Below are 24,725 nucleotides of genomic sequence, written 5' to 3' on the forward strand. Positions count from 1 at the left end.
ACGAGCGTGAGCCACGAGCCGGAGGGAGCTGTTCCAGTTGGGTGTTCTGTCCCGCATCCAGTCGCCCGACGATCTACGTCGACTCTCCCCTGTGGAGCTCACCGAGCTCGCGGGGGAGATTCGGGAATTCCTGGTCGAGAAGGTCGCGGCGACCGGCGGTCACCTCGGGCCCAATCTCGGCGTCGTCGAGCTGACCATTGCTCTGCACCGAGTGTTCGATTCGCCACGCGATCCGATCCTCTTCGACACCGGTCACCAGGCCTACGTCCACAAGATCCTCACCGGTCGTCGCGACGAGTTCGACAGCCTCCGGCAGAAGGGTGGGTTGTCCGGCTACCCGTGCCGCGCGGAGAGCGAACACGACTGGATCGAGTCGTCGCACGCCTCGGCCGCCCTGTCGTACGCCGACGGGCTCGCCAAGGCCTATTCGCTGTCCGGGCAGTCCGATCGGACCGTGGTGGCCGTGGTGGGCGACGGCGCGCTGACCGGCGGTATGTGCTGGGAGGCGCTCAACAACATCGCCGCCGGGCAGAACCGCTCGATGGTGATCGTGGTCAACGACAACGGCCGCTCCTACGCGCCCACGATCGGTGGTCTCGCCGAGCACCTCGCGGCGCTGCGTCTCAAGCCCGGCTACGAGAAGGTGCTCGACAACAGTCGGCGCATCGTCAAGCGGATCCCCTGGATCGGCTCGGCGGCCTACTCGGTGCTGCACGGCATGAAGGCCGGCGTGAAGGATGCGGTGAGCCCCCAGGTGCTCTTCACCGATCTGGGCATCAAGTACCTCGGACCGGTCGACGGGCACGACGAGCAGGCGATGGAATCGGCTCTGCGTCGCGCGAAGGCGTACGGCGGCCCCGTCCTGGTCCACGCCGTCACCCGCAAGGGAGCCGGCTACGCGCCCGCCGAGAACCACCTCGCCGATCAGATGCACGCCACGGGCGTGATGGATCCGCGCACGGGTCGCGCGAAGTCCGCCTCCGCCCCCGACTGGACGTCGGTCTTCTCCGACGAACTCATCGCGCTGGGGGAGAAACGGGAGGACGTCGTGGCCATCACCGCCGCGATGCCCGGACCGACCGGCCTCGCCAAGTTCGGCGAACGGTTCCCCGACCGCACCTTCGACGTCGGCATCGCCGAACAGCACGCGGTGACCTCGGCGGCAGGTCTCGCGCTCGGCGGGATGCATCCCGTCGTCGCCGTCTACTCGACCTTCCTCAACCGGGCGTTCGACCAGCTGCTCATGGACGTCGCGCTGCTGAAGCAGCCGGTCACCGTGGTGCTCGACCGTGCGGGTGTGACGGGCTCCGACGGCGCCAGCCACAACGGCATGTGGGATCTGTCCTTGCTGGGCATCGTCCCCGGCATCCGGGTCGCCGCTCCACGCGACGGGGCGACGCTGCGCGAGGAACTCGGTGAGGCGCTCGACGTCTCCGACGGACCGACCGTCCTCCGCTTCCCCAAAGGCTCGGTGGGAGAAGACATCCCGGCGATCGAGCGTCTCGACGGCACCGTCGACGTGCTGCGGATGCCGCCATCGCGGCGCGGCGACGCACTGATCGTCGCGGTCGGCGCCTTCGCCGGTCTCGCGCTCGACGTCGCCGATCGTCTCTCCAAGCAGGGCATCGACGCTGCCGTCGTCGACCCGCGGTGGGTGTTCCCGGTGCCCGACGCGGTGGTCGACCTCGCCCGTGGCTTCCGGATCGTCGTCACGATCGAGGACAGCGGCCTCCACGGTGGTGTCGGCTCGGCGGTCTCCGCCGCGTTGCGCCGCAACGACGTCGACGTGCCCACGCGCGATCTCGGGGTGCCGCAGAAGTTCCTCGATCACGCCTCCCGCAACGAGATCCACGCCGAACTCGGTCTGACGGCCCAGGACGTGGCGCGTCAGGTCACCGGTTGGGTCGCCGGCCTGGACAGCGAACCCGAGGAACGGTCGCGCCCCTCGGCGGTCGAGCAGTCCGACCGCGAAGCGGGCTGAGTCCGGCCGGACCCAGGTACACACAGACACGAGGGGCGGTATCCGGTGATCCGGATACCGCCCCTCGCGTCTGTATCGACTAGCTCTGCATCTCCTCGAGTTCCATGCCCTTGGTCTCGGGAATCCTCGACTTGACGAAGAAGAACGACAGCAGGGCGAAGAACGCGAACAGTCCGTACAGGAACCACAGTCCGACCGCGGAGGTGAGCGGCGGGAACGCCAGCGTCACCGTGAAATTCGCGACCCAGTTGGCGGCGGTGCTGATGCCGAGGGCCACTGCGCGCATGCGGTTCGGGAACATCTCGCCGAGCATCACCCACATGATCGGGCCCCAGGTGGCAGCGAAGAAGATCACGAAGGCGTTCGCGCCGACGAGCGCGAGCGCCCCCCACGGTGCCGGCAGTTCGACGTCCTCACCGCTGCCGACCGCCTGCGAGAAGGCGATCGCGGCGAGCAACAGGCTGACGAACATGCCGATCGAACCGGTCATCAACAGCGGACGGCGGCCGATCTTGTCGACGAACAGGATCGCGACGAACGTCATGAGCACGTTGATCACGGCCGTGATCACCGACGTCGTGAACGACTGGTTCTCGGTGAAGCCCACCGACTTCCACAGGGTCGTCGAGTAGTAGAAGATCGCGTTGATACCGACGAACTGCTGGAAGACGGCCATCGTGATGCCGACCCACACCAGCGGCTGCAGACCGAAGACCGGGCCGCGGATGTCGCCGAAGGACGCCTTCGACTCCCGCCGCAGCGTCAGCCGGATCTCGCGGACACGCTCGTCGGGCCGGAGTTCGCCCGTGACGTTGGCCAGCACGGCCGCGGCCTCTTCGTCCAAGTCCTTGCCGACGAGATAGCGGGGCGACTCCGGGATCGTCAGCGCCAGTACGCCGTAGAGGACGGCGGGCGCGACGCCGACGAGGAACATCCACCGCCAGGCCTCGAGATTCCACCACAGCTCGTTCGACGCTCCACCGGCGGCGTTCTGCAGGACCGCGTCGGACAGCAGGGCCGCGAAGATGCCGAGGGTGATGGCGAGCTGCTGCAGCGATGCGAGCGCACCGCGGTAGCGGGCGGGTGCGATCTCGGAGATGTAGGTGGGTGCGATGACCGAGGCGATACCGATGCCGAGGCCGCCGAGCACGCGCCACAGCATGAGATCTGGAACGCTGAAGGCCAGACCGGACCCGATCGACGAGATGACGAACAGGGCGGAGCCGAGGAGCATCACGCGCTTGCGGCCCCAACTGTCGGCGAGGCGTCCGGCGAACCATGCGCCGACGGCACAGCCGAGCAGGGCGATGGCGACGGCGAAACCGGTCACGAACGAACTGAGCGCGAAGTTGTCCTGGATGGAGTCGACGGCGCCGTTGATGACCGAGCTGTCGAAGCCGAACAGGAAACCGCCCACGGCTGCCGCGACGGTCACGGCGATGACTTTCGCGGCGTGTGCGGTCGATGGTTGGGTCACCGAGAAACTCCTGGATGAGAACTGGCCGCGAGGGCGGGAAAAGGGCTGGACACACTGCGTTCTCTTCAGGGGAACATTACGCCGCAGCGAACGGCCGACTCGACGTTTCCGGCGAGAACTCGCCCACAGGACGGACCCCGGACAACGCATCCACGGCGTGCGACGACGGCCCGGAGCGGGCAGTAAGTTAAGAAGTATTCTCTCCGCACCGTCGTTCGGACTGCGACATTCCCGTCCGGTGATGACTCCCACTTGACACGGTGTGATCTGGGAATACAGTCTCGTTCCATGACTCGGCGACGACCGGACGCGACGGTACGGGGTGTGGTGAGTGAAGCAGCGTTCCTGCTGACCTCGCCCCGGAGGTTCCTCATGGAGATCGCTCTGCCTCCGGTAGGGCACGGTGTGGTGGAACACAGCAGGGCGCTCATCGATCCCGTCACACGTTTCCGGAACACGAGCGCGTACATCTTCCTGACGGCGTTCGGCGACGACGAGGAGCGACGCAGGATCGTGCGCTTCGTCAACCGCGCACACGCACCGGTTCGCGCCGAGGGATACAACGCCTTCGATCCGAAGCTCCAGTTGTGGATCGCCGCAGTGATGTTCCACGGCGGCCGCGACGTGTACGAGCGGTTCTTCGGCCGCCTCGATCGGGCCGAGGCCGAACGGCTGTACCGCGAGTTCGCGGTCTACGGCACATCGCTGCAGGTACCTGAGGAGATGTGGCCCGCCGACCTCGACGCGTTCGATGCCTACTGGCACAGCGTCGTCGACGATCTCGAGATCGACGAGACCGTTCGTTCCTGCGCGCGCGCCCTGCTCTCCGGGGGCGAGTTGCCGATCGTCGTCCGGCCGACGATGGCGCTCACCAGGTTCTTCACCCTGGGTATGCTCGATCCCCGTATCCGGGAGGCCTACGGCTTCACGTGGACCGATAGCCACCAGCGGTGGTTCGATCGCCTCATGCGGATCGCGGTGCCCGTCTACCGGGCACTGCCCATGGCGGCACGGCACCTGCCCATGAAGCTCGTCCTGCGCGATGCGCGCACGAGGTTCTCTGGTGTGTCCGCGCACGCTGCTGCCTAGGACGCGGCAGCGCCGGAATCCGGCAACGCGCAGGAGGGACGGGGATCAGTTCTCCGCCGTGAGGGCCTTCGCCAGTCGCGGCACGGTCAGCGCGCGCTGCCACGGCCGTGCCCCGCCCTCGGCGAAGCGGCCTTCGATGTACTCCTCGACGTCGACCCCGTCGGAGACGTCCCAGTCCCAGCACAGGCGCCGAACGAGCTCGGGACTCACCAGGTTCTCCACGGGAACGGCGACTTCCTCGCTCAGAGCGGCAAGTTCGCCGCGCGCGAGGGCGAGACGTGCGGCCTCCTCGGGGTGGTGACGCGACCATCGACCGGCAGGGGGAGGCCCGGTCAGCGGCGGCGTGAGGGGTGGGAGCCGGTCCTCCGGCAGTGCACGGGCCCGCTCGATCGCGTTGAGCCACGCGCGCGAGGAACGCCGCTGCCGCGGACCACCGAAGACCGGAAGCTTCTGCAACTGTTCGATGGTGGTGGGATTCGCCTCCGCGGCGGCGATGATCGCGGAGTCGGGAAGGATGCGCCCCGGCGCGATGTCGCGTCGGGCGGCGATCTCGTCGCGCGTGGTCCACAGTTCCCGGACGATCGCGAGGCGACGCCGGTCCTTGATCGCGTGGATCTTGGACGTCCGCCGCCACCGGTCGGGCTTCGGAGCGGGCGGCCCCGCGAGCCGGATGTGCTCGAATTCCTGGGCGGCCCACTCGGTCTTGTTCTGCTGCTCGAGTTCGCGCGCCATCGCGTCGCGGAGTTCCACGAGCGGTTCGACGTCCAGCGCGGCGTAGTTGAGCCACGAGTCGGGGAGCGGTCGCGTCGACCAGTCCGCCGCACCGTGGCCCTTGCGCAGCTCGAGGCCGAGGGTCTCGGCCACGATCGCGGCGAGACCGACGCGGGGGAATCCGGCGAGACGACCGGCGAGTTCGGTGTCGTACAACTTCGCCGGGCGGAGCCCGAGTTCGGCCAGGCCGGGGAGATCCTGGTCGGCGGAATGCAGGACCCATTCGAGGTCGTTGATCACCTCGGCCAGGGGAGCGAGGTCGTCCCGCGTGGGAATGGGATCGAGCAGCACCGTGCCGGCGCCGTCACGACGGAGCTGTACGAGATAGGCGCGCGCGGAGTAGCGGTAGCCCGATGCGCGTTCGGCGTCGACGGCGAGCGGGCCGTGTCCCTGCGCGAGCATCGCTGCCGCGTCGGCGACCCCGCGCGCCGTGGTGACGACCTCCGGGACGCCGTCGCGGGGTTCGAGGAGCGGCACCGTGGTCACGCTCGTGCTCTTCTGCTCGTCCTCGTCGTTCTGTGCCGGCATGGGCGTGACTCTAGCGGTGTCGTCCCCGTGTGCAATTCCGTTCCTGTCCGGAACGTCCGATCGGTGGACACGCACGGACCCGCTCGACGTCTCGCGAACTCCCCTCGGGACGCCGTCACCTCTCCTGCGAGACGACATCGTCGCGCTCCGCATCCGATGCGAGGATGTCGTCGTTCTCCGCGCCGGCCGCGAGGATGAGGTCCTCGAGGGCGGAGGAGAAGTCGTCGACGAGTTCCCACAGGTCGGGAACGAGATCGGGACACGAGATCAGACCGATGTCGAGCCTGCCGTCGAGGGAGAGCACCGTGATGTTGAGCGCCGCGCCGTGGAAGATCGGTCCGAAGGGGTACATCGCCGTCATGCGGGCGCCCAGGAAGTACAGCGGCACGGCAGGTCCGGGCACGTTGGAGATCACGAGGTTGTGGATCACCGGATGCCGGTCGGCGAGCCGCAGTCCGGCGTAGGCGCGCATCGCGGGGGCGAACACGGCCGCGCCGAGGAACTGGGACCAGTCCTGCAGCAGGTTCGCGCCGAGGTCGGCGTTGTGTTCCTTGGCCACCGCGTTCGCTTCCGAGAGTGCCCGCAGCCGCTCTGCGGGGTCGGCGATGTGGGTGTGGAGGTCGGCGAACATCGCCGAGACCTGGTTGCGTCCCGGCCGATCCGACCTGCCGTGGACCGAGACCGGGATCATCCCGATGAGCGGGGAGTCGGGCAGCTCGCCGCGCCGCTCCAGATATCGGCGTAGCGCGCCGGCGCACACCGCCATCACCACGTCGTTGACGGTGACGCCGAAGACGTTCTTCACCAGCTTCACGTCGTCGAGGTTCAGCTCGGCGAAGCCGACGTTGCGGTGTCCGGTGATGGTGGAGTTGAACGGGGTGCGCGGCGCCGTGAACGGCGCGGGCATGGCGTCACCGCGTCGGGCGCGGGCGATCCACGAGGTCAGCGATGTGACCGCGCCGGGAAGGATCCGCAGCAGGTGGAGGGGCCGGCGGGCGACGTTGAGGGCTCCGGCGATCGCGATGGCGAGATCGTTCGCGTCGCCGGCACCCCACTGCACCGGTTCGGGCCGGGGATCGGCCGGGTCGAGGCTGCACAGCTGCGCGATGAGTGCGGCACCGGAGACCCCGTCCACCCCGGCGTGGTGCATCTTCGCGATGACGGCGATCCTGCCGTCGTCGAGACCGTCGACGAACCACATCTCCCACAGTGGCCGGGAGCGATCCAGGGGTTGCGCGGCGATGTGTCCGCACAGCTCCGCGAGCTCGGTCCGGCCGCCCGGGGCGGGTACGCCGACGTGGTGGACGTGCCGGTCGAGGTCGAAGTCGTGGTCGTCGACCCAGACCGGATGGTCGAGGTTGAACCTGCTGTCGGCGAGCTTCATCCGGAACTGGGGTACGGCGGTGAGGCGCGCTTCGAGTTCGTTGCGCAGGCTCACGTAGTCGTAGCCGCCCGGGACGGTGGACGGATCCAGCACGATCAGCCCGCAGATGTGGAGGAGCTGACTTGGGGTCTCGAGATAGAGGAAACCGGCATCGAGCCCGCTGAGACGCTGCATGGAACCAAGAGTAGAACAGGTTCTAGAAATCCGGCGGATTGCAGCGGTTTTCACCGCTGGAGTCGCGCAACCCCCGCCGGAGGCAGACCCGCGGCATATGCGAGGACGTCACAGAACGCCTCCACGTGTGGGGTCAGCATGTCGGACTGCGGGGTCCACGACGCGCGCAGTTCCAGTTGGTGGGCGCGTCCCGGGCCCGCGATGTCCCCGAACCGCACGGAGGTCGTCGCCGTCACCGTGCCGCCCAGCGCCGTGAGCGGTTCACCGTGCGCGGCAAGGGCGTCGACGAGCCAACTCCACGCGACCTCCGGCAGCAGCGAGTCCGCTGCCAGGCTCTCGTCGACGTCGGCCTGGATGTACGAGACGAGCCGGGTGGTTCCGTGCCACGCCTCGTCGCCGTCGGGGTCGTAGAGAAGGATGAGGCGGCCGAACGCGTCGCCCTCGGACTGCTCGGGCACACGGTCGGTCTCGTCGTGCAGGACCTCGGCGCCCAGCGCGTAGCTGTAGGGCGCGAGCCGTTGCGGGGGCCGGATCGGCCCGACCTCGATCTCCGGGCGCACGGTGGCCGCGTTCATCGCATCGACTGCGGAACGGAAGCGGGCCGGCTCGGCGGGCGAGGTGGTCACCGAGCGGAGGTTAGTGCCGGTGACGCACCGCACGCGGGAGGCGCGCCGATTCCGGCGAACGGCGCGGGCGTGGCAGCATGGGCAGCGGGTCCGGACCACACGTCCTGTGTGCGACCGGCAGACGCTGCCCTGCGCGACGGCGCGCAGTGCCCGAAGAACGAGGATCGATGACCGGCTTGGAGAACACGAACGTCGGATCTGCGGTGCCCGCGGAGTACCCCGCGCGGAGGATCCTGCCTCATGCGCCCCTGCTGGCGGCCGCGCGCGGCGAGAAGCCTGCCCACCGCCCCGTGTGGTTCATGCGCCAGGCCGGCCGCTCCCTGCCCGAGTACCGCGAGATCCGGGCCGGCATCGGCATGCTCGAATCCTGCTTCGACCCCGAACTGGTCTGCGAGATCACGATGCAGCCGGTGCGGCGGCACAAGGTCGACGCCGCCATCCTGTTCTCCGACATCGTCGTCCCGCTCAAAGCCGCCGGGATCGACCTCGACATCGTCGCCGGCACGGGCCCGGTCGTCGCGAACCCCGTCCGCACCGCCGCCGACGTCACCGCGCTGCCGACCCTCGAGGCCGAGGAGGTCGGAGCGGTCGCCCGCGCGGTCGGTCTGCTGACCCGCGAGCTCGGCGACACCCCGCTCATCGGGTTCGCGGGCGCGCCCTTCACCTTGGCGTCCTATCTCGTCGAAGGCGGCCCGAGCCGCAACCACGAGCGCACCAAGGCGCTCATGCACGCCGACCCGAAGACCTGGCACGCCCTCCTCGGCAAGCTCACCGATGTCGCCATCGCCTTCCTCCGCGCGCAGATCGGTGCCGGTGTCGACGCCGTCCAACTCTTCGACTCGTGGGCCGGTGCCCTCTCTCTCGCGGACTACCGCGAGTACGTCCTGCCGCACTCCGAGCGTGTCTTCGCCGAGATCGCCGGTGCGGGGGTGCCGCGCATCCACTTCGGTGTCGGCACCGGTGAGCTCCTCGGCGCCATGGGTGAGGCGGGCGCCGACGTGGTGGGCGTCGACTGGCGCATCCCGCTCGACGTCGCCGCGACCCGCGTCGGCCCGGGCAAGGCCCTGCAGGGCAACCTCGACCCCGCGATCCTGTTCGCGGGCCGGGAGGTCGTCGAACGCGAGGTGCGCCGCATCGTCGCCGAGGCCGACCGTGCTCTCGAGGCCGGCGCTGTAGGACACATCTTCAACCTCGGTCACGGTGTCCTGCCCGACACCGATCCCGACGTCATCACCCGAGTGGTCGAGCTGGTGCATTCGCTGTGACCCCGCCGACGGTCGCGGTCGTCGGCGGTGGGATCAGCGGGCTCGTCGCCGCGTACCGGCTGCGTCGTTCGCTCGGCGCCGCCGCGCGGATCGTCGTGCTCGAACGGTCGACGCGGCTCGGCGGCAAGCTCCGCACGGTCCCGCTCGCGGGCGACCCGGTCGACGTCGGTGCCGAGGCGTTCATCGCACGCCGACCCGAGGTGCTCGCGCTCGTCGAGGAACTCGGCCTGAGCGACCACATCGTCCACCCCTCGGCGGCCCGTCCCCTCCTGTACGCCGACGCGCGACTGCATCCGCTGCCGGCGGGCACGCTGATGGGCATCCCCGCATCCGCGCAGTCCGTCGAAGGACTCGTCGACGACGAGACCCTGGCACGCATCGCCGCCGAACCCACCGTGCCGTTCCACTGGGACCGGGACTCCGACGTCTCCGTCGCGGATCTCGTCCGAGCACGCTTCGGTGAGCAGGTGGTGCGGCGCAGCGTCGACCCGCTGCTCGGCGGGGTGTACTCGGGGCTGTCCGACACCGCGGGTGTCCGCGCCACCGTCCCGACGCTCGCGGCGGCGCTCGACGCCGGCGCGACGAGCCTGAGCGAGGCCGTCGCCCGCGCCCTGCCCCCGAAGACGGACGCCCCGGTCTTCGGGACGCTGCGCGAGGGCTACGGCGTGCTGATCGAGGCCCTCGTCCGCGAGGCCGACGCCGAGTTCCTGTACGGCACGGCGGCATCCGGACTGAAGCGCAGCGCCGGCCGGTGGTCTGTCGACCCGCTCGGCGAGGTCGACGGTGTGGTGCTCGCCGTGCCCGCCCCGGACGCCGCCCGGCTGCTCGCCGACAGCGTGAGATCCGCCGCGCAGTGCGCCGCGCAGATCCCGCTCGCCTCGTCGGTGGTGGTCGCGCTCGCGTTGCCGCACGACGCCGGTCTGCCGCAGAACTCCGGGATCCTCGTCGCGACGGGGGAGGATCTGTCGGCGAAGGCCTTCACGCTGTCGAGCCGCAAGTGGCCGCACCTCGCCGAACGACCCGTCGCGCTCGCCCGCGCGTCGTTCGGACGGTTCGGCGACGACGCGCTCGTCGACGCGTCCGAAGCCGATCTGATCGCGCTGGCCCGCGCGGATCTCGCGACCGTCACCGGAGTCGACGCCGAACCGGTGGCCGCCTTCGTGCAGCGGTGGCACGGCGGGCTGCCGCAGTACCGCGAACACCACGGCGAGATCGTCGCCGCCTTCGAGGCCGAGATCGCAGGGATCGACGGACTCGAGGTCGCCGGCGCGATGCTGCACGGTGTGGGCGTACCCGCATGTGTCGCAACAGGCACGGCCGCGGCCGCACGCCTGGCTGCACGAATGGAAGGATGAACGTCATGGCACGTCTCGACTACGACAAGCTCAATTCCACACTCCGTTACGCGATGTGGTCGGTCTTCCAGGTCCGGCCCGGCGTCCTCGGCGACGACCGCACCGCGGCGATCGAGGACGCGAAGGCGTTCTTCGCCCGCTTCGACGACACCGACGTGATCGTGCGCGGTATCTACGACGTGGCCGGCACCCGCGCCGACGCCGACTTCATGATCTGGACGCACGCCGAGCACATCGAGGATCTGCAGAAGCTGTACGCCGACTTCCGGCGCACCACGATCCTCGGCCGCGCGAGCACCCCGGTCTGGTCGAACACCGCACTGCACCGGCCCGCGGAGTTCAACAAGAGCCACCTCCCCGCCTTCATCGCGGGGGAGGAACCGGGCAACTACGTCTGCGTGTACCCCTTCGTGCGGTCCTACGAGTGGTACCTGCTGCCCGACGAGCAGCGTCGCAAGATGCTCGCCGACCACGGCATGGCGGCCCGCGGCTACCCCGACGTCCGCGCCAACACCGTTCCGGCCTTCGCGCTCGGCGACTACGAGTGGATCCTCGCCTTCGAGGCGCCGGAGCTGCACCGCATCGTCGACCTCATGCGCGACCTGCGGGCCACCGACGCGCGCCTGCACGTCCGCGAGGAGACCCCGTTCTTCACCGGACCGCGGGTCGACGTCGAAGCCCTCGTCGCGTCGCTGCCCTGACGTGACCTCGACGAGCGCGGTGCCACCCGAGGGGGAAGGTCGTCTGTTCTCCCAGATGGCGCACTGGGGGATGTTCTCGGCGCAGGCACGCGACGGCGAGGTCGTCGCCGTGCGCCCCTACGCCGGGGACCGCGACCCCTCACCGATCCTGGGGAACATCCCCGGATCGGTGCGGCACCGTGCTCGCGTCGCCGGCCCGGCCGTGCGCCGCGGCTGGCTCGAGAACGGACCGGGACCGAGCTCACGACGCGGCGACGACGAGTTCGTCGCCGTCTCGTGGGACGAACTCACCGAGATCCTCGCGGGCGAACTGCAGCGTGTGAAGGACCGGCACGGCAACCGGGCGATCTTCGGTGGCTCCTACGGCTGGTCGGCACCCGGCCGGTTCCACCACGCACAGAGCCAGGTGCACCGCTTTCTGAAGATGTTCGGCGGCTACACCCGCTCGGTGCACTCCTACTCGCTCGGCGCGACCGGCGTGATCATGCCGCACGTCGTGGGGACCCACTGGAAACTGTTCGCGCGCTCGACCTCCTGGGAGGTCATCGCCCGCGAGACCGATCTGATGGTGTGCTTCGGCGGGATCCCGCTCAAGAACACCGCCGTCAACGACGGCGGCACGAGCGACCACCCCACCCGCGACGCCCTCGACCGGATGCGGGCCCGCGGCGGCCGGATCGTCTCGTTCAGCCCGATCCGCAGCGACGTGCACGGTGAGCACGAGTGGCTGGCACCCCGGCCGGGCACCGACGTCGCGATCATACTCGCCCTCGGCTACGTCCTGGCCACCGAAGGCCTCGCCGACCGCGAGTTCCTCGACCGCTACTGCACCGGTTACGACCGCTTCGAGGAATACCTGCTCGGCCGCACCGACGGCGTCCCCAAGACCCCCGAGTGGGCCGCCGGACTGTCGGGCATCCCGGCCGGTACCCTCGTCGACCTCGCGCGGCGCATGGCCCGAGGCCGCACCCTGGTGTCGGTCACGTGGTCGCTGCAACGCGTGCGGCACGGCGAGCAGGCGCCCTGGGCAGGCGTGACCCTCGCCGCGATGCTCGGCCAACTCGGCGTTCCCGGAGGCGGTTTCGGCCACGGCTACGGTTCGATGAACGAACCCGGTCTCGCTCCCGTCCCGTATCCGCTGCCCACCCTCTTCCAGGGCAACAACGACGTCGAGGACTTCATCCCCGTCGCCGCGATCTCCGACCTGCTGCTGCGGCCGGGGGAGCAGTTCGACTACGACGGGCAACGCCTGACCTTCCCCGACATCCGGCTCGTGTACTGGGCGGGCGGCAACCCCTTCCACCACCACCAGGACATCGGCCGGCTGCGGCGTGCCCTGCAGCGACCCGACACGATCGTCGTCCACGACCCGTACTGGACGCCGATGGCCAAGCATGCCGACATCGTCGTGCCGTCGACGACGGCGCTCGAACGCGACGATCTGACGTGCACGCGCAACGATCCGCTGCTCGTCGCGATGCAGGCCGCCGTCCCGCGGTTCGCCGACGCCCGCGACGACTACGACACCTTCACCGATCTCGCCCACCGTCTCGGTTTCGGCGAGAAGTTCACCGAGGGCCGGACCTCGCGGCAGTGGCTCGAGCACCTCTACGAGCAGTGGCGCGGTTTCGTCCTCGCCGACGACCGCCGGATCGAGGACCCACCGCCCTTCGACGACTTCTGGTTCGGCGGACCGGTCCGGATGCGGACCGAGGACGATCTGACGCTGTTCGAGGACTTCCGGTCCGACCCCGAGGCTAATCCGCTGCGGACCCCCAGCGGACGGCTCGAGATCTTCTCCGCCGACATCGACTCGTTCGGATACGACGACTGCGCCGGGCATCCCACCTGGTACGAACCCGACGAATGGCTCGGCTCCTCGCGGGTCGAGCGGTTCCCGCTGCACCTGATCGCCAACCAGCCGGCCACCCGCCTGCACGGGCAGCTCGATCACGGTTCGGTGAGCCAGGCATCGAAGATCCGTGGACGCGAACCGATCCGGATGCATCCCGAGGACGCGGCCGCGCGAGGTCTGGAGGCCGGTGACATCGTGCGCGTCTTCAACGAACGGGGTTCCTGCCTCGCCGGGGTGGTCCTCGACGACGGCCTGCTGCCGAACGTCGTCCAGCTCGCGACCGGAGCCTGGTACGACCCGCTGGATCCGTCCGATCCCGGGTCGATGTGTGTGCACGGGAACGCGAACGTGCTCACCCCCGATGTCGGCACGTCGTCGCTGTCCCACGGGTGCACGGGGCAGCACGTGCTCGTCGACGTCGAGCGGTTCGACGGCGAGTTGCCGCCCATCCGGGCCTACGATCCGCCGGTCGTCCGGCAGCGCTGAGCGGTCACAGGCCGAGGGACGCCTGGACCTCGCGCAGAGTGGCCGAGGAGGCGGCCAGCCCCGCCTCCTCCTCCGGCGACAGCGGCACGTCGAGCACGGTGTGCGCGCCGCGCGCGTCGACGACGGTGGGCAGCGAGAGGCAGACGTCCTGCAGGCCGTGCCGCCCGGTCTGCAGCGTCGAGACCGCGAGCACGCGGCGCTGGTTCCGCAGCACGGCCTCCACGATGCGGGCGCTCGACAGGCCGATCGCGAGATTCGTGGCGCCCTTGCCGCGGATGATCTCGTAGGCGCTGCGCACGACCTCGTCGAAGAGTTCGGCGCGGGTCTCCGGATCGAAGACCGGCCGGCCGTCGACGGAGAAGGACTTCACCGGCACACCCCCGATCGTCGCGCCCGACCACAGTGCGACCTCCGAATCGCCGTGCTCCCCGACGACGAACGCGTGGACGTTCTCGATCGCGACGTCGGCGCGGTGGGCGAGCAGATATCGCAGCCGGCCGGAATCGAGCACCGTGCCCGACCCGAAGATCCGGCCGTCCGCGATGCCGCTCGCCGCGATCGCGGCGCGGGTGACGATGTCGACCGGATTGCTGACGAAGACGACCACCGCCTCGGGGGAGACGGACAGGAGGCCGGGAGTCAGGTCCCGTGCCAGGGCGACGTTCGCGGCCGCGAGATCGAGGCGGGACTGGCCGGGATGCTGTTTGGCACCGGCGGTCACGACGATCAGATCGGAACCGGCGGTGACGGCGATGTCGTCGCTGCCCTCGATGCGGCACGACGGCGCGAACTGGGTGCCGTGGTTCAGGTCGAGGACCTCCGCGCGCACCTTCGCGGCATTCGTGTCGTACAGCGCGATCGCGTCCGCCGATCCCCGGAGCAGGCACGCGTACGCCACTGCGGTACCGACGCTCCCGGCGCCGACGACGGACAGCTTCGTGTGTCGCCGGATTCTCGTACCCGTCTCACCCATGCGAGGAATTGTGGCTCATACGGGCGGCTCGCTCGCTACCGTTGGGATTCATGAACCGGTCCGCATCGGCACGTTCCCTGCGCGCGGCCGGTGCCGCGGTCGCAGTTGCGATGATCGTCGGAGCCTGCTCGGGGTCCGACGACGACAGTTCGCCGACCGAGGGGACCTCCCCGCCCGGTACGGCTGCGGGGGTCTCCGCGACGGACACCGCCGTGAACCCGGTCGACCAGGCGCGGCTCGAACAGGTACTCGAGCAGACGGCGCAGGAGTTCCTGGTGCCCGGTGCCGCGGCCCTGCTGCGGACACCGTCCGGCACCGTCACCGCCACCTACGGGACCACCGAGCGCGACGGTGGGGACCCGGTCTCCCTCGACGACCATGTCCGGGTCGGTTCCAACACCAAGACCTGGACGGCGACCGTGATCCTGCAGCAGGTGCAGGACGGGAACCTCGCACTGTCGGATCCGGTGTCGAAGCATCGACCCGACGTCCCGAACGGCGACGCCATCACGATCGAACAACTGCTGAACATGCGGTCCGGTCTCTACAACTACACCGAGACACCGGAGTTCAACCAGGCGATGGACGACGATCCCGAACGGGTCTGGCAGCCCGAGGAACTGCTCGACCTCGCGTTCGCCAACCCGCCGTACTTCCCGCCGGGGGAGGGCTACCACTACTCCAACACCAACTACGTGCTGCTCGGCCTGATCGCCGAACAACTCGACGGCAGACCGCTCGCGCAGATCTTCGACGAGCGCCTCTTCCGTTCGACCGGTCTGACCAGGACATCGCTCCCGGGGCCCTCCGACACGTCGCTGCCGTCGCCCTACGCCCACGGTTACTTCTACGGCACCAACATGCTCACCCTCACCGACCCGGCGCTTCCGCCCGAGATGCAGGCCGAGGCCCGGGACGGCACGCTCGAACCGACCGATGTGACCAGGATGAACCCGTCGTGGGCATGGGCGGCGGGCGGGGGTATCTCGACCGCCGAGGACCTCGCCACGTGGGTGGAGGCGCTGACCGGCGGCGACCTCCTCGACGCGGACCTGCAGCAGCAGCGGATGACGACCATGCAGTCGACCGATCCGGCGAACCCGGACGCCCCGAGCTACGGCTGGGGCATCGCGAAGAGGGGTCCCATGTACGGGCACACCGGTGAACTGCCCGGGTACAACTCGTTCATGGGCTCCGATCCCGACAACGGCGTCACGCTGATCGTATGGACCGATCTCGCGCCCGGGGTCGACGGCCGTGATCCCGCGTCGACCGCGGCCAAGAGTCTCATGGAGGAGATGTACCCGAGCTGACCTGCCGATGTCGCGCAGCCGTTAGCCTCGGGGCATGGCCGAGACCCCCTTCGATGCCGTCCTGTTCGACTTCTCCGGCACCCTCTTCCGGCTCGAGGAGGACGAGAGCTGGCTCGCGGACGTCACCGACCACGAGGGCAGACCCTTCGACGTGCACCGGCAGGCCGAACTCATGCGGCGGCTGACGCAACCCGTCGGGCAGCCCGTCGAGATGGACGCCGACGAGCACCACGCGTGGACCAACCGCGACCGAGAGCCGCGCTGGCACCGCGAGGCCTACCTGACGGTGCTGCGCAAGTCCGGCGTGGCCGATCCCGAGCAGGCACAGGCGCTCTACGAGAAGGTGACCGACCCCGACTGCTGGACCGTCTATCCGGACACCGTCCCCGTCGTCGAGGCACTCGCCGGCGACGGCATCGCGGTCGGCGTGGTGAGCAACATCGCCTTCGACCTGCGACCGGCCTTCGCGCGCCTCGGTATCGACGACCTCGTGTCGGTGTTCGCGCTCTCCTTCGAGGTGGGCGCCGTCAAGCCCGAGCCGGAGATCTTCCGCTACGCAGTCGACGCACTGGGCGTCGACCCGCAGCGCACGTTGATGATCGGCGACAGCGAGAAAGCGGACGGTGCCGCCCGGTCGATCGGATGCGCCTTCGAACTCGTCGAACCGGCACCGACCGCCGAACGGCACGACGCGCTGTGGACCGCGCTGGCCGCGGCCGGGATCACTCCGACGGAACCAGGCGCAGGGAGATCGAGTTGATGCAGTACCGCTGGTCGGTGGGCGTCGGGTAACCCTCGCCCTCGAAGACGTGCCCGAGATGGCTGTGGCACGTCGCGCACACCACCTCGATGCGCCGCATGCCGAGCGAGTTGTCCTCGCGCAGGATCACGGCGTCGGAGTCGGCGGGGTCGAAGAACGACGGCCACCCGCAGTGGGAGTGGAACTTCTCGGTGCTGCGGAACAGTTCGGCACCGCACGCGCGGCATTCGTAGATGCCCTCGGTCTCGGTGTCGGTGTACTCGCCGACGAAGGGGCGCTCGGTGCCGGCCTGCCGCAACACGGCGAATTCGGCGGGAGTGAGCTTCGCGCGCCATTCCTCGTCGGTGTGGACGACCTTGGGCGCGGGTTCGGATCGAGGAGCAGACGTCATGATCTCCACGCTAACCGCGGTCGGCGCACGCGTCACGTCTGCACCGGAAGCAGCGGGTCACGTCCGTGCCGGCTGCTTCTCCTCGAGCAGGTGCGACGGCTCGATACCGTCCGCCAGGCGTCCTTCCCGCTTCGCGGCGAGGTAGCGGTCGAGCAGGACGGCGAAGACGACGATGAGCAGCAGCGACCAGCCGAAGGTGGTCTTCATGTACTCCGCCGCGCGACCGGCCTCCACCCACCGGCTCGACAGCCACGAGTCGTAGCTCAGGAAGCCGTAGACGGCGAGCCAGGCGGGCCAGTTCCGCATCACGGAATTCGGCAGCAGCACCGTCATCAGCAGCGGGAACAGCATCATCGAGTAGTACATCTGGCCGAGCGATCCGAGCAGGAACGAGGCCGCGAGCAACACACCGCCGGCGGTGCACACGAAGAACACCTCGTCGTGGCGGCAGTAACGGTAGAGCAGCCACACCGAGACCGCGACCATCACCGCGAGCACCGCCCGCAGGCCGAAGACCAGCCAGGCCGGGAGCCCGTAGTACATGCCGTTGCCGACGATCGCGCTGTTGAAGTAGTCGCGGGACTCGAGCAGGTACGGCACGGTGTGTTCGACGAACTGCCACGCGTCGACCGACAGGGGCCACGCGATGATCGTCAGCGCGATCGGGACGCCCGCGGCGGTGATGAAGACCTTCCACTGTCCGCGCACGAGTGGCAGGAACAGCAGGGGAGCAAGGATCGGTTTGACGGCGAAGGTCAGGCCGAGCGCAGCTCCCGCCCACAGATCACGGCGTTTGAGCAGCAGCGTCAGGAAGGCGATCTCGCCGAGCAGGACGAGACCGTTGATGTTCGTGAAGACGAGCGTGTTCGTCACCGTCTCGGACGCGAACGCGGCGAAGACCAGCACCGGCGCGATCGGCGAGTCGAGTCGCAGACCGAACATGCGCAGCAGCAGGTACAGCGCGACGAGGATCGCGATCGCATTGGCGAGGATGAACAACCACCGCGACCGTTCGGGGTCGATCACCGCGATCGGGGCGATCAGCAGCGTGCCGGAAGGTGGGTAGAGATAGTGGGGATCGACCCACTGGAACTCGGCGGTGTACACCGGCCGGCGGTTGAGGAAGGCCAGCGCCGCGTTGTAGACCGGGGTGAAGTCGTCCGTCCGGAACCCGTTGACCGCTTTGATCACGACCCGGTGCAGAACCGTCAGTACGGCAAGGGGCCACACCACAGCCTTGACCACCTCGGCGGTCGTGCGTGCGGTCCGGGGTTCGAGACTTCTGAGGAACACTACGGCACGGTACACCGCGGGCCTGCGGACCCGTGCACACGCCCTGACCCCGTGCCGGGAAGGTTCACGCGGGGCACAGGCTCCCGTTGGGCGGAAGTTCCCCCTCGGACAGATAGGCCTCCACCCGGGCCTGCACGCAACCCGAGTGCAGGACTGCCGAGTAACCGGCGCCCTGCCACGACAGTGACGCCCAGGCGATACCGCCCGCGGTGAGCACACCTGTCACCGACTCCACGCCGGCATTGCCCACGACCGGGTCCGCGGCCCCCGAGGAGACGAGCACGGGCACGTCGAGCGCAGCCGGCAGCGGCGGGGGAGGCAGGCTCGGCCACGCCGCACATGCCGTCAGGCCCGTCGCAAGGTCCGCGCCGTAGAGCGGATACAGGGTCGACCAGCTCCGGGCGAGATCGCCCGCATGGGTCGGGGTCGGCCACCGCTGTCCGTCGCTGCACCGGGCGACGAACTGACCGTCCGTCGAGAGCCTCTCCTCGGCCGCGCCGACCAGTTCGATGAGCGGCATGACATCGCCGTCCCGTGCCGCCGCGAGGACGTCCGCCACCTCACGGACGCGACCCTGCAGATCGCCGCGCGGCGTGCCGAGGACACCCGTCAGCGCCGTGAGGAACGAGTTGGCCGAGACCGGCGCGAGGTCACCCTCGGTGGCCTGCTCGTGCAGATCCTCGATCGCCGCGCGGGGATCGTCGCCCAGGGCGCAGTCGAGGGCGATGCACTGCCGCGTGAAGGCATCGACGGCGGCCTCTGCCCCGCGGGCCTGCGACTCGGCCATGAGCTCGGCGTCGGCGGTGGCCGTGGCGGGGGAGTCGAGGACCAGGCGGCCGACCGCGCCCGGATAGGCGGCGGCGTAGGCGAGCGCGACCGTCGCACCGTTCCCCACGCCGAGGAGGCCGATCCGGTCCACTCCCCATGCCTGGCGGAGGCGTTCGATGTCGTCGGCGGCGTGCGACGCGCCGAACATCAGCTGCTGCGGCTGCAGGTAGTCGGTGCACGAGACGGTCGCCTGACGGCCCAGATCGGCGACACGTTCGGGTGCATCGCCGGTGCGGCCGAATTGCCCGAGATCGCCGAGGCCGCGACGATCCGCGGGAAAGATGCAGTCGATCGCGAGCGAGTTGCCGATTCCGCGCCGATCCACCGCGACGATCGGACGCATCGCCAGTGCACCGGACATCGGACCGGTCGCCATCCCGGTCAGTGCACGCGTCGATGCGATGTCGGCGCCGGTCGTGAGAACCAGCGGCGCCACGTCGGTGGGGGTGTCGGGTAGTCGTGCGCGCATGACGGCCAGGGGGAAGGTGCCGGTGACGGTGCCGGCCGCATCGATCGGGGCGACGACCTCCGCGCACTCGAGAACGAGGCCCTGGGGACCGGGAGGTGCGTCGAACGAGGAGAGCGTCTCGTCCGTGCAGTTCCGCCACGTCGGTTCGGCCGACGGCACCGGAAGTTCGGGTACCGCGGTCTCGTCCTGCGGGGTCCTGTCGACGGCGACACCGGGATCGTCGCGCACCACGGCGACGTCGGGACGTATCGACGGTCCTGCTCCGCACGCGGTCGACGCCGCGGCAACCGTGATCAACATCGCGGCGATCACTCCCGATCTGCGCATGCGCACAGCCTGCCAGGTTCACCGACGGAGGCGTGCAACCGGTGGTGGAGCAGCCGATCGGAAGTGTCCTCCCGGAGCGTGACGCCGAGGTGAACGCCGTGTGAAGTAGGTCGCATTCCGGATTCGAGTGCGGATCCGAGCATGGTGCGGTCGTACCCTGGGCTAATGCACGAACGTCTCGTCGACCGCAATCCGGTGGTGCCTGCTGACCAGTTGGTGGCGCAGATGGTGCCCCCCGCGATGTTCGACGAGGTGAGCTTCGAGTCGTACATCCCGGATCCGAACGAGCCGAGCCAGGCGGCCGCGGTGAAGACCGCTGCGGAGTTCGTCAGCAAGATCGGGAAGATCCGCGGTGGCAAGCGCGGCCTGTTCGGCCGCCGCTCCCAGCCGCAGGGTGCCGGCCTCTACCTCGACGGCGGCTTCGGCGTGGGCAAGACCCACCTGCTCGCCTCGATCTTCCACAGCGCACCCTCTCCCAAGGCCTTCGGCACGTTCGTCGAGCTCACCCACGTCGTCGGCGCCCTCGGGTTCAACAAGGCCGTCGAGGAGCTGTCTAGCCACAGCGTGCTGTGCATCGACGAGTTCGAACTCGACGATCCGGGCGACACCATGCTCGTCTCGCGCCTGCTGACCGAACTGTCGGCCCGCGGTGTCTCGATCGTCGCGACCTCCAACACGCTCCCCGGCCAGCTGGGGGAGGGACGGTTCGCGGCACAGGACTTCCTGCGCGAGATCAAGAAACTCGCGTCGATCTTCGAGACCATCCGCGTCGACGGCCCCGACTACCGTCACCGCGACCTGCCGCCCGCACCCGATCCGGTCGACTCGGCCGAGCTCACCGAGCGCGCCGAGGCGATCCCGGGTGCCACGCTCGACGACTTCGACGAGCTGTGCGCGCACCTGAGCACGTTGCACCCCTCGCGGTACGGCAAGCTCGTCGAAGGTGTGCCCGCCGTCTTCCTCGAGGGTGTGCATCCGGCGAAGGACCAGTCGGTGGCCCTGCGTCTGGTGGTCCTCGCCGACCGCATGTACGACGCGAGCATTCCCGTGACGGTCTCCGGCGCCAAGCTCGACGAGATCTTCACGCCCGAGATGCTCGCCGGCGGTTACCGCAAGAAGTACCTGCGTGCGACCTCCCGCCTCCTGGCGTTGTCCCGCTTCGAGGTCGCCGCGGGCTGAGCGGATACCCGGCGCTCATCCGCGCCGGGTCGTTCACACCGCATCACCGGATCACTGCCGGCATTCCGTTCAGAGGGTGCGCTGCATGACGAAATCGTCGTGTGTCTGCGCGCCCACGACGAACGTGCGCGTGCCCACCACCTCGAAGCCCTGCTTCTCGTAGAAGCGCCGGGCGCGGGTGTTCTCCTGATTGACGCCGAGCCACAGGCCCGCCCGCCCGAGCGCGCGGGCCCGCGCGACGATCGCGTCCATGAGCGCTGCGGACACCCCCGACCCGTGATGGCCCGGCATCACGTACAGCTTGCTGATCTCGATCGCCGGCCGCGCCGTGATCATCGCGTCGATCGCCGGATCCTCGGGCGCGGCGTCCACTGCCATCAGGTAACCGACGATCTCCTCACCTGCGCGTGCCTCGAGAACGATGCGTTCGGGGGAGGACAGGTATTCGGCGAACTTCTCCGCGCTGAGGGTGCGCTCGATGAAGTCGGCGATGTCGTCCTCGGCGGCGTCCGGAGGGCAGGCGAGCGGGAAGGTCGCGGCGGCGACCTGGGCGATCGCCTCGGCATCCCAGATGCCCGCCTCGTCGACGGAGACCGCTTCTTCGAGTGGTGGCATGGACATGCACACCAGTGAAGCACTCGGACGGGATGATCCGGCAGGAGCCCCGGCGTGTCGATGCGAGACGGAGACACGAGCCCGGACACGAGGCGAAGAAGGGCCGGATATGGCTGAACCCCAGCCTTGGATGGGGGGTCATGGCTGGGGTTCGACACCATCGGGGGGATGGCAACATCCACGCTACATGAGGGATACCTCAGGTTCCAGCCGCAGTGGTCACGGTTCCGTCACACGGTCCCGTGCATACGACTTGCACGAAATGTCGGTGCGTTGTACCGTCGCGGCTATGAAGCGCGTACTCGTAGTTCACCGCCGTAGCGGGGTCTGATTCGGACCGACCCCTCGCTGCGGGTCGTTGAGCTACGCGTCGGTCCTTCCTTCTCGTGGAAGACCACTACGAACGATGAACGCCTTCACCTCCTTCTCCGGTTTCGCTCCGATGTTCCCCTTCGGCACCCCTGATGCCGATCCGTTCTTCGCCCGCTACGGGCGCGCACTTCCTCGGGGATTGCGCGAGGAAGCCTCCGGCATGAGCTGGACGGAATTCGAATCCACCTACGGTGCCCAGCACGGTCCGGTCCGCCTCGGCGGCTGGACTGCGACGACCCTCGGTGCGGGACGCAGCGCCTTCGAGGCGACGATCGCGATCGGCGACACCATCCATACCGCATCCGCCACGACCTGCGGGCCGATCGCCGCGATGACCGCGATGCTGTACGACCTCGGACTGAACATCGAGATCCTGTCGTTCCATCGCCACGACCTCGGTGGGATGTCCGCGACCTTCCTGCTGTGCCGCTCCGGCGAGCGCACGGCCTGGGTCATGGGCACCGGCGAGACCGGCACCGAGTCGTCGCTGCGGGCGATGATCGCGGGGATCAACAAGCTCGGCGCGTGACGCGCCGGTCCGGTGCGGGGGAGTACCTCTGCACCGGATCGCTGTCGGATTCCTCACCGGATGGCTCGGACGTCGACCCACTCCACGAACGAATGAAGGCCCCCTTCGAAATTCGAAGGGGGCCTTCATCTTCTGTGCGCGATACTGGGATTGAACCAGTGACCTCTTCCGTGTCAGGGAAGCGCTCTCCCGCTGAGCTAATCGCGCCGGCATGGTGATCGCCGGAGTGGAGCGGATGACGGGATTCGAACCCGCGACCCTCACCTTGGCAAGGTGATGCGCTACCAGCTGCGCTACATCCGCATGTGCACGTTGTTTCGGTGAACCGGTCCGACCCACGTGCTGGTCGAACCTGGTGCGCGATACTGGGATTGAACCAGTGACCTCTTCCGTGTCAGGGAAGCGCTCTCCCGCTGAGCTAATCGCGCGAGGTGGAGACGGGAATCGAACCCGTGTGCACGGCTTTGCAGGCCGTTGCCTCACCACTCGGCCACTCCACCGTAAAAGGTCGAGTCCAACCTCTCGAGCGGATGACGGGATTCGAACCCGCGACCCTCACCTTGGCAAGGTGATGCGCTACCAGCTGCGCTACATCCGCATTCGCACCGTTCGGCGTCTTGCTCTCCGTGGTGCGGTTCAAAACAGTAGCCGAGCATCTACGGAACACACAAATCCGCAGGTCAACGGAAGAAAACCGGCAGATTTCGCGAAGGTGACGGGTCGATGACCCCCGCGGGAGGCGCCGAATCGGGTTGCCGAATCGGGCTTCGGGGGTCGATCTCGTGTCGCTCCCGCCGGCGGTTGCACCTTCCGGGGCCTCCGGGACGAAGAGATCGTCCGAGGCTCCGGCTTCGAGGTGCCGGCTCCGGATGCCGAGTCCTGGGTCCGACTCCTGTCCCTCGCGTACGCGCGCGTGCAGCGCGGGGACGCGCCGCACGGAACAGCGCATCGAAACGCTGTCACCAGGCGATTCGTGTTCATGGCGGGAGCGTGTTAGTGTTCCATCTCGTTCGAGCCGCTGTGAAGCGGCCCGGTCCCGTGGCTCAGTGGAAGAGCGTCCCGTTCACACCGGGGAGGTCGCTGGTTCGATCCCAGCCGGGACCACCGAGATCGACAGTGACGAAAGGCACCCCCGCAGGGGTGCCTTTTTTCGTACCTTGATGAAATCGTTGAGCATGCGTGGCGCCCGGTCGGGCGGGTCGCCCGCGAGCGCTTGTTTCCTTCGAACCGCAACGGCCCCATCGGGCTCGACCACGCGTGTCGTGTGGGCACAGCTGTGGTGCTTGTGGCCGAAGTGCGCATAGTGATGGCAGGATCGTGGTCGTCGAGGAGGACACGTCCGGATGAGCGTTGCGGACAGCGAATGGCCGGTCGTGGGGGCGACCGGAGCGAGATTCGGATCCGGTCGGTCCCGTCGACGTCGGCGGCCGGCGGATCACGCCGTGCCGGTACGGAATCACCGCGAGCCGGGCCCCGTCGTGGACGAGGTCACGGCAGCCGAGGTGTACCGGCCCGCAGCGCAACCGGTCGACACAGCGCAACCGGTCGACAGAGCGCAGTCGGTCGGAGCAGCGCAGGCGGCCGGCCGGAATGCGGGCACCGGGACCAGTGTGGGAATCGAGGACATGAACCAGCCAGAGACGTCGTCGTTCGTGCGCCCGTTCGTACGGAGCGGGGGACGCACCCGAGCCGAGGTGGAGTTGCCTCTCGAAGTGCTCGTGTCGGCCGTCCCCTCCGCGATGGGCAGTGAGTCCGGTCCGGCGATGGACGAGCATCGCCTCGTGCTGGCGTTGTGCGCCCAGCCGAGATCGATCATGGAGATCGCGGCCCTCGCGCAGATCCCGCTCGGTGTCGCCCGCGTGCTCGTCGGCGATCTCGCGGCGACCGGCGAGATCACCGTGCACCGCACCGCCGACAAGGTGGGACCGAACGTCGAACTGCTCGAACGGGTACTGACGGGTCTCAACCACCTCTGAGGACTTCA

At 68.9% G+C, this 24,725-nt stretch carries 20 protein-coding genes and 6 tRNA genes; 12 read left to right on the top strand and 14 right to left on the bottom strand.

Annotation, left to right across the window (positions count from 1 at the left end):
• Positions 1-37: 37 nt before the first annotated feature.
• On the top strand, positions 38-1,981 hold the full coding sequence (gene dxs / locus CKW34_RS10280; RefSeq protein WP_080968164.1) for a 1-deoxy-D-xylulose-5-phosphate synthase: 1,944 nt from the start codon (positions 38-40) through the stop codon (positions 1,979-1,981).
• A gap of 79 nt (positions 1,982-2,060) precedes the next feature.
• On the opposite strand, the gene CKW34_RS10285 is transcribed toward dxs, so the two are convergent.
• Complete coding sequence (locus CKW34_RS10285) at positions 2,061-3,458, bottom strand: sugar porter family MFS transporter (protein WP_059381298.1); 1,398 nt, start codon at positions 3,456-3,458, stop codon at positions 2,061-2,063.
• A 288-nt stretch (positions 3,459-3,746) separates the two neighbouring features.
• Here CKW34_RS10285 and CKW34_RS10290 point away from each other — a divergent pair, with 288 nt between their 5' ends.
• Entirely contained in the window at positions 3,747-4,547 is an 801-nt protein-coding gene (locus tag CKW34_RS10290; RefSeq protein WP_059381299.1) for an oxygenase MpaB family protein, read from the top strand.
• 45 nt (positions 4,548-4,592) lie between these two features.
• On the opposite strand, the gene CKW34_RS10295 is transcribed toward CKW34_RS10290, so the two are convergent.
• The 3 genes from CKW34_RS10295 to CKW34_RS10305 form a co-directional block, all read right to left on the bottom strand.
• Complete coding sequence (locus tag CKW34_RS10295; protein WP_059381300.1) at positions 4,593-5,846, bottom strand: HRDC domain-containing protein; 1,254 nt, start codon at positions 5,844-5,846, stop codon at positions 4,593-4,595.
• Between the two features lie 115 nt (positions 5,847-5,961).
• Complete coding sequence (locus CKW34_RS10300; RefSeq protein ID WP_059381301.1) at positions 5,962-7,404, bottom strand: WS/DGAT/MGAT family O-acyltransferase; 1,443 nt, start codon at positions 7,402-7,404, stop codon at positions 5,962-5,964.
• Between the two features lie 50 nt (positions 7,405-7,454).
• On the bottom strand, positions 7,455-8,030 hold the full coding sequence (locus tag CKW34_RS10305) for a DUF3000 domain-containing protein (protein ID WP_026061620.1): 576 nt from the start codon (positions 8,028-8,030) through the stop codon (positions 7,455-7,457).
• A gap of 167 nt (positions 8,031-8,197) precedes the next feature.
• Between CKW34_RS10305 and hemE the strand changes: the two genes are divergently transcribed.
• The 4 genes from hemE to CKW34_RS10325 are packed head-to-tail and all read left to right on the top strand — an operon-like array spanning position 8,198 to position 13,692.
• Positions 8,198-9,295 (top strand): uroporphyrinogen decarboxylase, encoded by a 1,098-nt coding sequence (gene hemE / locus CKW34_RS10310; protein ID WP_059381302.1) that lies wholly within the window; start codon positions 8,198-8,200, stop codon positions 9,293-9,295.
• Positions 9,292-10,650 carry a protoporphyrinogen oxidase gene (locus CKW34_RS10315; protein WP_059381303.1) on the top strand — a complete coding sequence of 453 codons (1,359 nt, stop codon included), beginning with the start codon at positions 9,292-9,294 and terminating at the stop codon, positions 10,648-10,650. The genes hemE and CKW34_RS10315 overlap by 4 nt, the downstream gene beginning before the upstream one ends.
• Positions 10,651-10,655: 5 nt before the next feature.
• Positions 10,656-11,351, top strand: a complete 696-nt coding sequence (gene hemQ, locus CKW34_RS10320) for a hydrogen peroxide-dependent heme synthase (RefSeq protein WP_006551366.1) — start codon at positions 10,656-10,658, stop codon at positions 11,349-11,351.
• A gap of 55 nt (positions 11,352-11,406) precedes the next feature.
• A complete protein-coding gene (locus tag CKW34_RS10325) occupies positions 11,407-13,692 on the top strand; it encodes a molybdopterin-dependent oxidoreductase (RefSeq protein ID WP_059381497.1) in 2,286 nt (761 codons plus the stop codon).
• A gap of 4 nt (positions 13,693-13,696) precedes the next feature.
• On the opposite strand, the gene CKW34_RS10330 is transcribed toward CKW34_RS10325, so the two are convergent.
• Complete coding sequence (locus tag CKW34_RS10330) at positions 13,697-14,665, bottom strand: L-lactate dehydrogenase (protein WP_059381304.1); 969 nt, start codon at positions 14,663-14,665, stop codon at positions 13,697-13,699.
• 50 nt (positions 14,666-14,715) lie between these two features.
• On the opposite strand from CKW34_RS10330, the gene CKW34_RS10335 reads away from it, so the two are divergent.
• Both CKW34_RS10335 and CKW34_RS10340 read left to right on the top strand, forming a co-directional pair.
• Entirely contained in the window at positions 14,716-15,978 is a 1,263-nt protein-coding gene (locus tag CKW34_RS10335) for a serine hydrolase domain-containing protein (RefSeq protein ID WP_059381305.1), read from the top strand.
• 34 nt (positions 15,979-16,012) lie between these two features.
• The gene (locus CKW34_RS10340) at positions 16,013-16,738 is read left to right on the top strand and encodes an HAD family hydrolase (protein ID WP_016694444.1); all 726 of its coding nucleotides are present in this window, start codon (positions 16,013-16,015) and stop codon (positions 16,736-16,738) included.
• Here CKW34_RS10340 and msrB read toward each other — a convergent pair.
• The 3 genes from msrB to CKW34_RS10355 all read right to left on the bottom strand — a co-directional run bounded on the left by msrB (position 16,701) and on the right by CKW34_RS10355 (position 20,031).
• Positions 16,701-17,129 (bottom strand): peptide-methionine (R)-S-oxide reductase MsrB, encoded by a 429-nt coding sequence (gene msrB, locus CKW34_RS10345; RefSeq protein WP_059381498.1) that lies wholly within the window; start codon positions 17,127-17,129, stop codon positions 16,701-16,703. The two genes, CKW34_RS10340 and msrB, sit on opposite strands and share 38 nt — an antisense overlap.
• Positions 17,130-17,186: 57 nt before the next feature.
• The gene (locus CKW34_RS10350) at positions 17,187-18,422 is read right to left on the bottom strand and encodes a glycosyltransferase family 87 protein (RefSeq protein WP_080968165.1); all 1,236 of its coding nucleotides are present in this window, start codon (positions 18,420-18,422) and stop codon (positions 17,187-17,189) included.
• 64 nt (positions 18,423-18,486) lie between these two features.
• Positions 18,487-20,031, bottom strand: coding sequence for an alpha/beta fold hydrolase (locus tag CKW34_RS10355; protein WP_059381307.1), 1,545 nt, complete (start codon positions 20,029-20,031; stop codon positions 18,487-18,489).
• 180 nt (positions 20,032-20,211) lie between these two features.
• Here CKW34_RS10355 and zapE point away from each other — a divergent pair, with 180 nt between their 5' ends.
• Positions 20,212-21,225, top strand: coding sequence for a cell division protein ZapE (zapE, locus tag CKW34_RS10360; RefSeq protein ID WP_059381308.1), 1,014 nt, complete (start codon positions 20,212-20,214; stop codon positions 21,223-21,225).
• 69 nt (positions 21,226-21,294) lie between these two features.
• Here the strand turns inward: zapE and CKW34_RS10365 are convergent, their stop codons facing one another.
• Positions 21,295-21,846, bottom strand: a complete 552-nt coding sequence (locus CKW34_RS10365) for a GNAT family N-acetyltransferase (RefSeq protein ID WP_059381309.1) — start codon at positions 21,844-21,846, stop codon at positions 21,295-21,297.
• A 400-nt stretch (positions 21,847-22,246) separates the two neighbouring features.
• On the opposite strand from CKW34_RS10365, the gene CKW34_RS10370 reads away from it, so the two are divergent.
• Complete coding sequence (locus tag CKW34_RS10370) at positions 22,247-22,741, top strand: alpha-isopropylmalate synthase regulatory domain-containing protein (RefSeq protein WP_059381310.1); 495 nt, start codon at positions 22,247-22,249, stop codon at positions 22,739-22,741.
• A gap of 135 nt (positions 22,742-22,876) precedes the next feature.
• On the opposite strand, the gene CKW34_RS10375 is transcribed toward CKW34_RS10370, so the two are convergent.
• The 5 genes from CKW34_RS10375 to CKW34_RS10395 form a co-directional block, all read right to left on the bottom strand.
• Positions 22,877-22,948, bottom strand: a tRNA-Val gene (locus CKW34_RS10375).
• 20 nt (positions 22,949-22,968) lie between these two features.
• A tRNA-Gly gene (locus CKW34_RS10380) sits at positions 22,969-23,044 on the bottom strand.
• Between the two features lie 50 nt (positions 23,045-23,094).
• Positions 23,095-23,169: transfer RNA gene (locus tag CKW34_RS10385), tRNA-Val, on the bottom strand.
• A 1-nt stretch (position 23,170) separates the two neighbouring features.
• Positions 23,171-23,241: transfer RNA gene (locus CKW34_RS10390), tRNA-Cys, on the bottom strand.
• A 25-nt stretch (positions 23,242-23,266) separates the two neighbouring features.
• A tRNA-Gly gene (locus tag CKW34_RS10395) sits at positions 23,267-23,339 on the bottom strand.
• A 434-nt stretch (positions 23,340-23,773) separates the two neighbouring features.
• Here CKW34_RS10395 and CKW34_RS10400 point away from each other — a divergent pair.
• Positions 23,774-23,845: transfer RNA gene (locus CKW34_RS10400), tRNA-Val, on the top strand.
• 239 nt (positions 23,846-24,084) lie between these two features.
• Positions 24,085-24,717 carry a DUF742 domain-containing protein gene (locus tag CKW34_RS10405; protein ID WP_059381311.1) on the top strand — a complete coding sequence of 211 codons (633 nt, stop codon included), beginning with the start codon at positions 24,085-24,087 and terminating at the stop codon, positions 24,715-24,717.
• The last annotated feature ends 8 nt before the right edge of the window (positions 24,718-24,725 follow it).

Source organism: Rhodococcus rhodochrous (genome assembly GCF_900187265.1).
Taxonomy (GTDB): Bacteria; Actinomycetota; Actinomycetes; order Mycobacteriales; family Mycobacteriaceae; genus Rhodococcus; species Rhodococcus rhodochrous.

Excerpts from the sequence above, each read along its gene's own strand:
- CKW34_RS10340 (WP_016694444.1), top strand. The coding sequence starts at position 16,013 with ATGGCCGAGACCCCCTTCGATGCCGTCCTGTTCGACTTCTCCGGCACC.
- hemE (WP_059381302.1), top strand. The coding sequence starts at position 8,198 with ATGACCGGCTTGGAGAACACGAACGTCGGATCTGCGGTGCCCGCGGAG.
- CKW34_RS10295 (WP_059381300.1), bottom strand. The coding sequence starts at position 5,846 with ATGCCGGCACAGAACGACGAGGACGAGCAGAAGAGCACGAGCGTGACC.
- CKW34_RS10365 (WP_059381309.1), bottom strand. The coding sequence starts at position 21,846 with ATGTCCATGCCACCACTCGAAGAAGCGGTCTCCGTCGACGAGGCGGGC.
- CKW34_RS10335 (WP_059381305.1), top strand. The coding sequence starts at position 14,716 with ATGAACCGGTCCGCATCGGCACGTTCCCTGCGCGCGGCCGGTGCCGCG.
- zapE (WP_059381308.1), top strand. The coding sequence starts at position 20,212 with ATGCACGAACGTCTCGTCGACCGCAATCCGGTGGTGCCTGCTGACCAG.
- hemQ (WP_006551366.1), top strand. The coding sequence starts at position 10,656 with ATGGCACGTCTCGACTACGACAAGCTCAATTCCACACTCCGTTACGCG.
- CKW34_RS10330 (WP_059381304.1), bottom strand. The coding sequence starts at position 14,665 with ATGGGTGAGACGGGTACGAGAATCCGGCGACACACGAAGCTGTCCGTC.
- msrB (WP_059381498.1), bottom strand. The coding sequence starts at position 17,129 with ATGACGTCTGCTCCTCGATCCGAACCCGCGCCCAAGGTCGTCCACACC.
- CKW34_RS10290 (WP_059381299.1), top strand. The coding sequence starts at position 3,747 with ATGACTCGGCGACGACCGGACGCGACGGTACGGGGTGTGGTGAGTGAA.
- CKW34_RS10325 (WP_059381497.1), top strand. The coding sequence starts at position 11,407 with ATGGCGCACTGGGGGATGTTCTCGGCGCAGGCACGCGACGGCGAGGTC.
- CKW34_RS10405 (WP_059381311.1), top strand. The coding sequence starts at position 24,085 with ATGAGCGTTGCGGACAGCGAATGGCCGGTCGTGGGGGCGACCGGAGCG.
- CKW34_RS10370 (WP_059381310.1), top strand. The coding sequence starts at position 22,247 with ATGAACGCCTTCACCTCCTTCTCCGGTTTCGCTCCGATGTTCCCCTTC.
- CKW34_RS10300 (WP_059381301.1), bottom strand. The coding sequence starts at position 7,404 with ATGCAGCGTCTCAGCGGGCTCGATGCCGGTTTCCTCTATCTCGAGACC.